The sequence below is a fragment of the Thaumasiovibrio clandestinus genome, assembly GCF_047250365.1.
Classification (GTDB): domain Bacteria; phylum Pseudomonadota; class Gammaproteobacteria; order Enterobacterales; family Vibrionaceae; genus Thaumasiovibrio.
On the sequence record NZ_JBLBVL010000003.1, the window covers coordinates 129,845 to 142,410 of the forward strand.

Annotated in this window: 10 protein-coding genes and 2 pseudogenes; 9 read left to right on the forward strand and 3 right to left on the reverse strand. The window is 44.8% G+C overall.

From position 1 onward, the window contains the following. Positions 1 to 24 precede the first annotated feature (24 nt). Positions 25 to 978, forward strand: coding sequence for a 23S rRNA pseudouridine(2605) synthase RluB (gene rluB, locus ACKLNH_RS06180; RefSeq protein WP_413111382.1), 954 nt, complete (start codon positions 25 to 27; stop codon positions 976 to 978). Positions 979 to 1,064: 86 nt separating this feature from the next. On the opposite strand, the gene ACKLNH_RS06185 is transcribed toward rluB, so the two are convergent. After that, positions 1,065 to 1,802 carry a YciK family oxidoreductase gene (locus ACKLNH_RS06185; protein WP_413111383.1) on the reverse strand — a complete coding sequence of 246 codons (738 nt, stop codon included), beginning with the start codon at positions 1,800 to 1,802 and terminating at the stop codon, positions 1,065 to 1,067. Positions 1,803 to 1,946: 144 nt separating this feature from the next. Between ACKLNH_RS06185 and sohB the strand changes: the two are divergent. Further along, a pseudogene (gene sohB / locus ACKLNH_RS06190) lies at positions 1,947 to 2,995 on the forward strand (protease SohB). A 10-nt stretch (positions 2,996 to 3,005) separates the two neighbouring features. Continuing rightward, the gene (locus tag ACKLNH_RS06195) at positions 3,006 to 3,422 is read left to right on the forward strand and encodes a DUF805 domain-containing protein (protein WP_413111384.1); all 417 of its coding nucleotides are present in this window, start codon (positions 3,006 to 3,008) and stop codon (positions 3,420 to 3,422) included. Between the two features lie 62 nt (positions 3,423 to 3,484). Here ACKLNH_RS06195 and ACKLNH_RS06200 read toward each other — a convergent pair whose 3' ends face one another. After that, positions 3,485 to 3,739, reverse strand: a complete 255-nt coding sequence (locus tag ACKLNH_RS06200) for a YciN family protein (protein WP_413111385.1) — start codon at positions 3,737 to 3,739, stop codon at positions 3,485 to 3,487. A gap of 358 nt (positions 3,740 to 4,097) precedes the next feature. Between ACKLNH_RS06200 and topA the strand changes: the two genes are divergently transcribed. Both topA and miaE read left to right on the forward strand, forming a co-directional pair. Next, positions 4,098 to 6,746 (forward strand): type I DNA topoisomerase, encoded by a 2,649-nt coding sequence (gene topA, locus ACKLNH_RS06205; RefSeq protein WP_413111386.1) that lies wholly within the window; start codon positions 4,098 to 4,100, stop codon positions 6,744 to 6,746. Between the two features lie 141 nt (positions 6,747 to 6,887). After that, a pseudogene (miaE, locus tag ACKLNH_RS06210) lies at positions 6,888 to 7,648 on the forward strand (tRNA isopentenyl-2-thiomethyl-A-37 hydroxylase MiaE). A 56-nt stretch (positions 7,649 to 7,704) separates the two neighbouring features. Here miaE and ACKLNH_RS06215 read toward each other — a convergent pair. Next, on the reverse strand, positions 7,705 to 8,466 hold the full coding sequence (locus ACKLNH_RS06215; RefSeq protein ID WP_413111387.1) for a DNA repair protein: 762 nt from the start codon (positions 8,464 to 8,466) through the stop codon (positions 7,705 to 7,707). 316 nt (positions 8,467 to 8,782) lie between these two features. Here ACKLNH_RS06215 and cysB point away from each other — a divergent pair, with 316 nt between their 5' ends. The 4 genes from cysB to ACKLNH_RS06235 are packed head-to-tail and all read left to right on the forward strand — an operon-like array spanning position 8,783 to position 12,564. Next, positions 8,783 to 9,757: an HTH-type transcriptional regulator CysB gene (gene cysB, locus ACKLNH_RS06220; protein ID WP_413111388.1), complete on the forward strand. Its 975-nt coding sequence runs from the start codon at positions 8,783 to 8,785 to the stop codon at positions 9,755 to 9,757. A gap of 7 nt (positions 9,758 to 9,764) precedes the next feature. After that, positions 9,765 to 10,565 carry an EAL domain-containing protein gene (locus tag ACKLNH_RS06225; RefSeq protein WP_413111389.1) on the forward strand — a complete coding sequence of 267 codons (801 nt, stop codon included), beginning with the start codon at positions 9,765 to 9,767 and terminating at the stop codon, positions 10,563 to 10,565. A 58-nt stretch (positions 10,566 to 10,623) separates the two neighbouring features. Then, the gene (locus ACKLNH_RS06230) at positions 10,624 to 11,832 is read left to right on the forward strand and encodes a methyltransferase (RefSeq protein ID WP_413111390.1); all 1,209 of its coding nucleotides are present in this window, start codon (positions 10,624 to 10,626) and stop codon (positions 11,830 to 11,832) included. 15 nt (positions 11,833 to 11,847) lie between these two features. Beyond that, entirely contained in the window at positions 11,848 to 12,564 is a 717-nt protein-coding gene (locus ACKLNH_RS06235; RefSeq protein ID WP_413111391.1) for a sulfite exporter TauE/SafE family protein, read from the forward strand. Positions 12,565 to 12,566 lie beyond the last annotated feature (2 nt).

The following is a 12,566-nucleotide window of genomic DNA, read 5'->3' on the forward strand; positions in this document are numbered from 1 at the left end:
TGAAGGCGACAAAAGGTTTATCAGATGAACGAAAAAATTCAAAAAGTGCTGGCTCGTGCGGGTCATGGGTCTCGTCGTGAAATTGAAGCGATGATTCAACAAGGCCGCATCAGTGTTGACGGCAAGATAGTAAAGCTAGGCGATCGTTTGGAATCAAGCGACGTAAAACTACGTATTGATGGTCATGTAATTGATCTTCCTTCACCAGCCGAAGACGTTTGTCGTGTCCTTGTTTATAACAAACCAGAAGGTGAGTTGTGTACTCGAAACGACCCTGAAGGGCGCCGCACTGTATTTGATCGTCTACCTCGACTGCAAGGTGGGCGTTGGGTTTCAGTTGGGCGTTTGGATGCTAATACCTCTGGTTTGCTACTGTTCACAACAGATGGCGAGTTGGCAAACCGTTTAATGCACCCAAGCCGTACCGTAGAACGTGAATATTTAGTTCGTGTCTTTGGTGAAGTTAACGAGCAGATGGTTCGCAACTTGGTGAAAGGTGTGAAGCTAGAAGATGGTATGGCCCGTTTTGAAGATGTGGTTTATGCCGGTGGTGAAGGTAATCACCATACATTTTATGTTGTTATTAACGAAGGCCGAAATCGTGAAGTTCGCCGCTTGTGGGATTCACAAGGTGTGACGGTTAGCCGATTAAAGCGTGTTCGTTATGGTGATATTTTCTTAACCAAAGATCTACCGCGAGGCGGTTGGATGGAGTTAGACCTTCCAGAAGTGAACAAGCTGCGAACTGCTGTTGAGCTTCCAGCGGAAAAAAATACAATGCTGACCGTTGAGAAGAAAAAACGTAAGCCGCGCGTACAAAAGATTCGTCGCGCCGTACGTCGTCACGAAGAGCGTGCTGAAGAAGAGCGTGGTGGACGTCGTCAGCGTCGAGGTGGTAAGCCAAGTGGAAAACCAACCACGACGAATAGCCGTACTAAAACACCACGTCCGAGTAGTAAGGTACGTACGCGTAAGTAATTAGATAAAAATACATCGCATATAAAAAAGCAGCTTAGGCTGCTTTTTTTATTGCGGTCTATTTTCTCGATGTATCAATCGAGTCGTTACTTAGGTTGAGCATCGATGCACTCGCCGTTGATATCGCAGCGGGATGACATTAGGTGAAGATATAGCGGCATGAGTTCAGCTGCTGTTTTTAACGTCATTGGATCTTCAGCTGGGTAAGCAGCAGCACGCATCTTTGTGCGTGTTGCACCGGGATTAATGGCATTTACCCGCACAGAGGTATTGCTGTATTCATCAGCAATGACTTGCATCATCCCTTCCGTCGCAAATTTAGAAATACTGTAACTTCCCCAGTAAGCCCGTCCGATATGACCAACGGTTGAACTGGTAAACACAAGACGACCTGCCGGTGCTGCTTTTAATAGAGGAAGTAAGGCCTGCGTCATTAAAAACTCTGCCTTTACATTAACTTGCATTATCTCATCGTACATGCCTTCATCGAGCTGGTGGAATGGTGCTAGTGTGCCTAATAACCCTGCACTATGTAATACACCATCTAAACGGCCAAACTGCTCTTGAATCGTTTCCGCCATATCAAGGTAGTGTTGTTTTGTGGCACCGTGTAAATCCAGTGGAATAATGGCGGCTTGGCGGCCTGTTGTTTGTTCGATTTCATCATAAACGGCCTCCAGTTTTGCCACTGTGCGACCCAGTAAAATGACATTGGCGCCATGTTGTGCAAAGCTTAATGCCGCCTGTCGACCAATACCATCACCTGCGCCGGTGACAAGGATAACGTTATCGTTTAATTCATCCTGAGCAATAGTGTAATTCACACATCCTTCCTTTTTTGTTGTTGTATAGTGGGTCAATGACTGCAATGACAAAGTGTTTTCATATACTTTACAGAGAATTATTCTAAGCAGCTGGCAACTTGGTTACAATGTACCTATCACACTATAACGAAAAAGGATTCAGACTTGGAATTTCTGTTTGATTATGGCCTGTTTTTGGCCAAAGTAGCCACAGTGGTGGTTGCCATTGTGACATTGCTTATTGTGGCAAAAAGTGTCAAGGGTGCCCAGCATGAAGCGGGGGAAATTGAAGTCACGGATTTAAATAAAAAGCACCGTGAAACCATTGAACAGTTAGAGCACCATCTTTTTGATAAAGCGATGCTAAAGGCGCGAGACAAAGAAGAGAAAAAACGCGATAAGAAAAAACAAAAAGCACAGGAAGCAGAAGCCAAGCAAGCGAGCAAGAGTGGCGATATCCGACCTTCTCGTAAGCCGCGTACCTTTGTTCTGTCATTTACTGGCAGTATTGACGCTAAAGAAGTCGCCGCGCTTCGTGAAGAGGTGACAGCAATATTAGCGGTCGCTGTCGCTGGAGACGAAGTTTTATTGCGCTTAGAAACATGGTGCATGGTTATGGTTTGGCCTCTTCTCAACTGGATCGCTTAAAGAGTGCAGGTATTCGCTTAACGATTGCGGTCGATAAAGTGGCTGCCAGTGGGGGATATATGATGGCATGCGTCGCAGATACGATTGTTGCTGCGCCGTTTGCGATTATTGGCTCTATTGGCGTGATTGCGCAGATCCCTAATTTCAATAAGTTATTAAAGAAAAATAATATTGATTTTGAGCAGATGACAGCGGGTGAATTTAAGCGAACATTGACGATGTTCGGCGAAAATACCGATAAAGCGCGTGAAAAGTTCCAAACAGAGTTAGAAGAAACACACGGTTTATTCAAGGACTTTATCGCTGATCATCGTCCTAAACTGGATTTAGCACAGGTTGCAACTGGAGAACATTGGTTTGGTCAGCAAGCGCTTGGTCTTGGCTTGATCGATAAAATTGCAACCAGTGATGATTTGGTCATGCAGGCGTGTAAAGAGCGTGATGTTTTAGCGGTGAAGTATGTACAACGTAAAAAGCTGGCAGAAAAATTAGCGGGTGCCACAGGCGAAGCTGCCGACAATTTATTGTTGAAGTGGATTGGCCGTGGGCAAAAACCAATTGTTTAGAGGGACAGGCATGATCAATAGTCAGAAATGGGCATTACTGTCAACACAAGGCCGTATGCCACGCAAAGCTTATTGGATTTATAGTATTCCAGTGATGCTGGTCTTTATGCCAACCTTTTTTTACCTGCAGCAACCCGGTGGGTCGCTTATCGGTGATGGGTTATCATTCGTGGTAATGCTATTTGTATGGTGGGCATCAATTGCACTAAATATTAAGCGCTTACATGACAGAAATAAATCAGGTTTATGGGTTTTACTGACCTTTGTGCCGGTTATCGGTCCAGTGTTTGTTTTTGTTGAATTAGGCTGCTTAAAAGGTACGGTTGGACCAAACCGCTTTGGTTCAGATCCATTAGGTGGAACCTCTCCGGCATCAAAGCCGCCTAAATCGCCTTCTGATGACGATAGCTACACGATGGAAGGTTAAGCCACTCTTAGGTCTAGAAGGCGCCCAAGGCTCTTCTAGACCCTTTAACTTCGAGTTGCTAGCTATTTAGCATCATCGAGTGTGAATTTTGGTGATAGTTGATGGGCCAGTAGTTTGAACAGGTTAAAAACCATTGTGGTGTTTGGTGTAGGCAACCCATTGTCATCCAAGAAGTAATTTCCTTTAAATACCAAAACATCGGCCTTCTCTTCAACAGCATCAGCGCGCATGCCTTCAATATAACTGTCGTGATCTTGAATGATTTGGTTGGCAATCATCAATAATTCGTTGCGACTAATAGCCTGTTTATCGCTCATAATCGTGCATACCTTCTGTGATTGGGGTTATTGTAAAAATGCGGTGGAGTTAATCAAATATTTCATCAATTATTACAAAATTTGTGATCAGTCACAAAAACTTCTTCATCGACATAGGCAGCGCTGGATTTTATTGCTAAAGATGACGCTTCGTACTGTTTTGTAGTCGAGAGATTGCGAAATCGGGTATTGTAACCTTACATTAACAACTGAGGTTAAGGCGACCAATCACGATGCAAGGATGATAAAATAGGTTGACCTCAAGAAATTCTCGCCCAATATATAAAAAGGTTTGAATCGCTGTTGTTAGAAGCAAAAGTTTATAGCGCGTTTATCGCATGAGGACGTTTAGAGTAAAATGGGTAAATCTCTGGTCATCGTGGAGTCCCCTGCCAAGGCTAAAACAATCAATAAGTACCTTGGTAAAGACTTCATCGTTAAATCAAGTGTAGGTCACGTCCGTGATTTACCAACGGGGGCGCGTAGCAATGGAAAGAAAGCCGCGCCTATCTCGACAAAAGGCTTAAGTGCGGAAGAAAAAGCGCGAATTAAGAAAGAGAAAGATAAAAAATCACTCATCAACAAAATGGGTGTGGACCCGTATAACGACTGGGAAGCACAGTATGAAGTCTTGCCTGGTAAAGAAAAAGTTGTTGCGGAGCTGCAAAAACTAGCAGAAAACGCAGACACTGTTTATCTCGCAACCGATTTGGACCGCGAAGGAGAAGCCATTGCGTGGCACCTTCGTGAGATCATCGGTGGGGATGAATCGCGCTATAAACGTGTTGTGTTTAATGAAATTACTAAAAATGCTATTCAACAGGCCTTTGAAACGCCGGGTGATCTGAATATCAATGGCGTTAACGCGCAACAAGCGCGACGTTTTCTTGATCGCGTTGTGGGTTTCATGGTGTCGCCACTGTTGTGGAAGAAAGTCGCACGTGGCTTATCTGCGGGCCGTGTACAGTCGGTTGCGGTGAAGCTGTTGGTTGAGCGCGAGCGCGAAATTAAAGCGTTTGTTCCCGAAGAATTTTGGGATATTCATGCTGATACTACGACGGCTTCTGCTGAAGCGCTGCGTTTAGCGGTGACAAAGCAAGACGGTAAGGCGTTTCGACCTGTTAATGAAACAGAAGCGATGGCTGCGAATGGGTTGTTGGAGAAGGCAGACTATAACGTGGTTGAGCGTGAATCTCGCCCTACGTCGTCAAAGCAACCAACGCCTTTTATCACCTCGACACTACAACAAGCGGCCAGTACGCGCTTAGGCTACGGTGTGAAGCGCACCATGGGTCTCGCACAGCGTTTGTATGAAGCGGGTTATATTACTTATATGCGTACCGACTCGACCAACTTGAGCAAAGAAGCGGTCGAAGCTGTACGTGATTATATTCAAAGCAACCACGGCGATGCTTACTTACCGTCAAAGCCACATGTATACGGTAGCAAAGAGAACGCACAAGAAGCGCACGAAGCGATTCGTCCTTCTGATGTGATGGTTAAGCCAGAAGATCTCGTTGGTATGGATGCTGATGCAGTGAAGCTGTATGACCTAATTTGGCGTCAGTTTGTTGCTTGTCAGATGACTCCAGCCAAGTACGACTCTAGTACGCTGACCGTCGCTGCCGGAACCTTCACCCTAAAAGCGAAGGGACGTGTGCTCAAGTTTGCCGGTTGGACAGCAGTACAGCGTCCAATGGGCAAGAATGAAGATGTTATTTTACCTGACTTGGCTGTCGGTGATGTGCTAACACTTCAAACACTGGATCCGAAACAGCATTTTACCAAGCCACCAGCGCGTTTTACTGAAGCGGCATTGGTAAAAGAGTTAGAGAAGCGTGGCATTGGTCGTCCATCAACCTATGCGTCAATCATTTCTACAATTCAAGACCGTGGCTATGTGCGTGTTGAGCAGCGACGCTTTTATGCTGAAAAAATGGGTGAGATTGTCTCTGATCGCTTAGACCAAAGTTTTGCAGATTTGATGGACTACGACTTTACTGCTCGAATGGAAGGTAATTTAGATAAAATTGCTGACGGTCAGGCGCAATGGAAGCAGGTGCTGAATACATTCTTTAGCGACTTTTCCTCAGATCTCGAAACCGCTGAAATGGACGAAGATCACGGCGGCATGCAGCCAAACCATATCGTTTTAACCGATATTGAGTGCCCAACATGTGGACGCCCAATGGGTATTCGTACCGCATCGACAGGGGTATTTCTAGGGTGTTCTGGTTATGCCTTGCCACCGAAGGAGCGTTGTAAAACCACGATCAACCTTGGTGATGAAGACGGTATTGTCAACGTGCTGGAAGAAGACGTTGAAACTGCCGCGTTGCGAGCGAAGAAACGTTGTCCGGTTTGTGAAACCGCCATGGATGCCTACTTGATCGACCAGACACGTAAGTTACATGTTTGCGGTAATAACCCGAACTGTGACGGCTTTGTGGTTGAGAAAGGCGAGTTCCAACTAAAAGGCTATGATGGGCCAGTGGTTGAGTGCGACAAATGTGGCGAAGACATGGAGCTAAAAACGGGCCGCTTTGGTAAGTATATGGACTGTACCAATGAATCGTGTAAAAACACACGTAAGATCTTGAAAAATGGTGAAGTAGCACCACCAAAAGAAGATCCGGTTCATCTGCCGGAACTGCCATGTACGCAAGATCCTGATGCTTACTTTGTATTGCGAGATGGGGCGTCAGGGCTATTTTTGGCGGCGAGTACGTTCCCTAAATCTCGTGAAACTCGTGCCCCATTGGTGGAAGAGTTAAAGCGATTTAAGGATAGAATTTCGCCGAAGTTCCAATATTTGGCTGATGCGCCAACAGAAGATCCAGATGGAAGAAAGGCGGTGGTTCGCTTTAGCCGTAAGAGCAAAGAGAACTACATCCGTTCGGAAGTTGATGGAAAACCTTCAGGTTGGACAGGTTTGTTCATTGACGGGAAATGGGAAATAACGGATAAGCGTAAGAAGCCTAAAAAGGCCGAAAAAGCAGAAAAATAGTCGTATTTCTCGATAAGAAAGGCAGCATAACGCTGCCTTTTTTTGTTTGTGCTATTTCGCGTTTTACTATACTAACGCATGGATTAGTGTTCTCTAAGCTACGTATTAAATTTGAATGTGGTGAGTACATATGGAGGTGCAATGAAAGAAGTGTCGGTATTACCACTAAGTAACGGATTTTTACAGGCCGCCACACCGAAGGCATGGATAGAGCAAGCCATAAAGCCCGAAACCTTGATATCATCTTGCAAGATCATATCCTCTGTGAGCTAAAGGCCGCCCAAAGCGCAACGCTACTGCTGAGAACTTATGTGGTGGATAAACAGAGTCAGCAAATTTTGATGTCGTGGTTAAAACCCTATGAAGACTTTATTTATCGTGGGGTTGGATCGGTTGAAGGACTAAAAGCAACACCGAACCTGTCGAAAACACTGGTCGCCAAACTAGGGGCTAGGGGAGGTCAGGAGATGGTCGATAAAATGGTGTTATTGATCAAAGAAGAGCTCCACCATTTTTATCAAGTGCTAGAGATAATGGCGCAGTACGGTGTACGGTGTAAGACGGTCTCGGCGAGCCGTTATGCGAAAGGGCTGTTTAAACATGTGAGGACATATGAACCTGAAGCGATGATAGACAAGCTTATTGTTGGGGCATATATCGAAGCGCGCTCTTGCGAACGGTTCGCCCAACTGGCACCGTATCTAGACGACACACTACAGCGGTTTTATCTGTCTTTGCTGCGCTCAGAAGCAAGGCATTACCAAGATTATCTATCGTTGGCGACATTGGTATCGAGTGCCGATATTAGTGAACGTGTTGATTATTTTGCTCAAGTCGAGTCGACGCTAATCCTCAGCGCCGACAGTGAATTCCGCTTTCATTCAGGCATGCCACAAGCTTAAATAATTGCTGTGAGCCGGTCAGAGAGGTGACTGACCTGAAAGGGGGAGGTGACTGACTACCATTTCTTCTTTGGTTGAAATAGCGCATCGAGATCATTTTGTTCGCGGTCAATAATTTCTTGGCGGGCACGATGTTGATTTTTGTGCTGCCCCTCTTCAATCTCCGTTAGCATCTTTTGTAATTTGGTTTTGGTGGTGGCGGAGTAATCATCACTTTTCATTGATAACACATCCAGGCCTTTCTTAAGTAGCTGCTTTGCTGTGCCGAGTTGGTCTTTTTGCTTTGCTTCGCTGGCGCGCTTTATTACATTCTCTATATTGATTTTGAGCTGCTTACTTTCAAGCCGCGCGTTTTCAGCGACATAGACCTGCGTTGATAGCCGACCTTTACTGTGCTCTGCTTTAATTACATTACGTAATCGTTTGACTAGCTGTAGCATGGCGATGGCCTGTTTGTCGCTAGTTGGGACCCGAAAACTGGCAGTGTCGCCATCGGTATAGTGATCGGCGAGTTGCTTGATCTGTATTTCCACATTAGCAGCGCGTTGTCCTAGCTGCTTGTCGGAAGGGTTAATCTCCTGCATATGAATAAGCGCATCATAAATGCGCTGGTTCAAGCAAATTAACAGCTCTTTACTATAAGGAAAGTTATGTGCATTCCCAATAAGATCCTCTGTCGCATCGATTATTGCGATATGTTTAGCTAACTCTTGACGCTTTGCACTTTCTATCTTTTCACGGTATTGCACCATAATGTTGTAACCGATGATAAGGCATAGCAATACAACGACTAGACTGATGATTAGAGGAATGTTCATAAAGATATTGTTAGTTAACGGTGAGGATTAATTAGTTGATAAGATACACTATCTGCTTTGTTCAGGGTAGCACCGATAACGTTTTTGCAAGGGATGTCATCCATTTAGTGATCATAATCAGAGCAACGATGAAGCTAAACATCCATTCACTGGCTGTATGCCAGTGTGCCATTAATTCGAATTAATGAGGGTAAATGTTGCATAAAACGCAAGATTTTCATTAAAAATCTATGACGCTGGCTTCGCAGAGCATTATTAGTTATAACTAAAATCACAACAGGATAGTAAACATATAAGTAAAGGATTTGTACGCATAATGAAACTACAGCAACTGAGATATATCGTTGAAGTGGTGAATCACAATTTGAATGTGTCATCAACGGCAGAAAGTCTCTATACATCGCAACCAGGGATCAGTAAGCAAGTTCGTTTGCTGGAAGATGAGCTAGGTGTACAAATATTTGAGCGTAGTGGTAAGCACCTGACAACGGTAACACCTGCTGGAGAGGACATCGTACGGATTTCACGTGATATTCTTTCACGCGTTGAGAGTATAAAGTCGGTCGCTGGCGAATATACCCATCCTGAAATAGGTAAGCTAAACATATCAACGACACATACTCAGGCACGCTATGCGTTGCCTTCGGTTATTAAGGGCTTTACTCAACGCTACCCGAAAGTATCTCTTCACATGCATCAGGGGACTCCATCTCAAATTGCCGATAGTGTCGCTAAAGGGGGCGCTGATTTTGCGATTGCCACGGAAGCGCTGCATTTGTATGAAGATATGATTATGCTTCCTTGTTATCATTGGAATCGCTCAATTGTCGTTACGCGAGATCATCCTTTGGCACACAAACGAATGGTAACAATAGACGATTTGGCACAATATTCATTGGTCACTTATGTCTTTGGATTTACAGGTCGTTCTGAATTAGATATCGCCTTTAATCAGGCGGGTCATACACCGAAAATAGTTTTTACTGCGACGGATGCGGATGTGATTAAAACCTATGTAAGGTTGGGCATTGGCGTTGGTGTATTGGCTAGCATGGCTATTGACACTGAGCAAGACAGTGACCTCGTTGCGATTGATGCGAGCCATATTATAGGGGCGAGCACAACGATGATTGGCTTTAAAAAAGGTACCTTCTTGCGAACATATATGTATGACTTTATGGAGCGATTTGCTCCGCATCTAACGCGAAATATTGTTGACCAAGCTGTCGCTTTAAAAAATAACACGGCGATAGAGGAAATGTTCGAAGATATGATACTGCCTGTCCATTAGAGGGTGCATGAGTGATCAAGTAACCAGTGAATCTTTAAGGCGCCAGTTCGAACGGCACTTACGCTGGAAAGAGAGTTATTATGTTGTCGACTATTATGGCTATGAAATCGTTTCGGCATTTCAGCCGATTGTTGATGCTTTTGGGTGTGTGATGGGGCATGAAGCATTAATTCGTCCTTCTCTTTCCTCACAGCCCGTTCCTGCTGAAAATGTGCTGGAGATGGCACGAAATAGTGCCGAATTGGTTTTTTTTGACAAATTGATACGCGCGTTACACTTGAGAAACTTTTCTTTACAGCCCGTTAGAGGAGAGTTTCTTTTCATGAACTATGAATTTGATAGTCTCGTTGACCACGAAAATATACATCAACATCAAGCATTATTACGCTCCCGATTAAAAGAACTTGGCATTAGTAATATTCGCTTGGTTATCGAAATCCTAGAACATGCCGCGCTTTCGGAGTCTCTTCTTGCGTTGATGAGTCGATGGCGAAGGAGTACTGAGAATATTGTTTTAGCCTTGGATGACGTACAAGATGATGCGTTAACGCGTCGACGAGTACAGCTCATTGACCCCGATATTATTAAGCTAGATCGAAAAGAGCTATTCAATCCAAACTATCAGTGCTTTGTTGATGAACTGCACTCAAAAGGGGCTGTGCTGGTGCAAGAGGGTATTGAATCAGCACAGAATTACCAGCAGGCAAAAAAAGCCGGTATTGATTGGTTTCAGGGCTATTATATTGCAGCACCAAAGACAATCAGCCAAATGCAGTGTTCAGCGGTGGCTCCAGAAAGTGTGATATAGTTAACACGCTGGACAAATCAGGGTAAGTCTCTACAATGGCTTCTCTTTTGGGGGAGTCATGCAGTCATATCATCACCAATTTCAACACCTCGATCACTTACTGACATGTAGTCGACGGTATTGGCAGTTCATGCCATTTGAAAAATCAGGTTATTATTGGGAAAACGCGCAGCCCTTACTGGATTGGCTTAATACCTTGAATGATGAGGATGTCATCGCGTTAAAAGGGGACTTACCTCGTTTGTCGCAAGCGTTGAGCCCATTTATCCCCCAAGCAGAAGCGTTATATCGAGCGGGTATTGACACAAACTGGCCACTGGTTGAAGTATTACAATCACAGGTGATACAGCGTGGGTTGGATAGCGGTATTCCAGGGCGAAAGTGGACGCAAATTGAAGCATTTAGTCGCGCGTTACCTATCAGCGACGTACCGTTTTTGGAGTGGTGTGCGGGGAAAGCGCATTTAGGCCGGGTAATGGCAGACATTCACCGGCGTCCTGTCGTGAGCCTTGAGTGGCAAGTGTCGTTATGTCAGCAAGGTGAAGCGTATGCGAATAAGCTTGGTCTCCCGGTTAGTATGCAATGTGAAGATGCGTTTTCTGCAGCAGCGGCGAGGCATATTCATTCTGAACAACATGCCGTTGCACTGCATGCTTGCGGTGATTTACATACTCGTTTATTGCAGTTAGTCGCTCAACAGAAGACGCGCTTTGTTACCATTTCTCCCTGTTGTTATCATTTGATTAAGTCAGAGCGCTATCAGGCACTATCTTTACTGGCTCAAGCGTCTGAGATTTCATTGTCTCGCCATGATTTACGCTTGCCGTTGCAAGAGACCGTCACTGCGCCTAATCGGGTTGAGCGGCTAAGAGAAATTGAAATGAGCTTTCGTCTTGGTTTTGACTTATTACAGCGCTCGTTGACCCAATTAAATCGATACATTCCTGTTCCTAACGTAAAAAAAGCGATGTTAAATCAGGGTTTTGAAGCATTTTGTCGTTGGGCTGCTGAACAAAAATCGTTGTCTTTACCAAACGATGTTGATTACGCTGGCTGGTTACAACAAGGACAACAGCGCTTTAAGGGTGTTGAAAGAATGGAACTGGTTCGGCAACTCTTCCGCCGCCCACTTGAGTTATGGCTGATATTAGACCGGGTTATTTACCTGCAAGAGCAGGGTTACGAGGTTAGCGTACAGAGGCTGTGTGAACGAGCAATAACACCGAGAAACTTCTTTATTCAGGCGCAGCGTCAGGCTGAACATTAATTTATTAGGAGAGTTATGGATATTAGTGTGCTGATTTTTAGTGCATTGGCGATGGCCGCAGGCTGTTTTGTACAAAGTTCTATTGGTTTTGGTATGGCGATTGTGGCAGCGCCAGTTGTTTTTATGTTTGAACCACGGTTTGTTCCGGGAACGTTGATATTTATCAGCTTTTTGTTGTCACTGTTTAATACGTGGCAGCATCGAAAAAGTATCTCTTATAAAGGTCTAGGCTCTGCATTTGTTGGGCGTGTGCCTGGCACTTTCGTTGCTGGTTGGTTGATGGTCTGGATGACAAGTGCCCAATTGTCCTTATTGCTTGGCGGCGGTGTATTGTTGGCCGTTGTGGTTAGCTTTGCCAAAATTCATATTGAACCGACGTCAAAAAACCTATTTATTGCTGGCTTTTTATCGGGTGTGATGGGAACAGCAACAGCCATTGGTGGACCCCCAATGGCCATTGTTATGCAAAATGCCAAGGCCAATAATATGCGCGCAAACTTATCCGCCTACTTTTTGTTTAGTTGCGTTTTATCGATGATTGCACTGTATACCACCGGGCATTTTGGCTGGTGGCATGTTAAGCACGCTCTATTTATGCTGCCTCCGTGCTTCTTGGCTATTTGGTTATCGGTAAAGGTGCAACACTTAATTCGACCAGAATGGATGCGAGGTACGATACTGGTGTTGTGTTCAATATCTGGCGTGACAGCCTTGTATCAAGGGTTAGCTTAGCG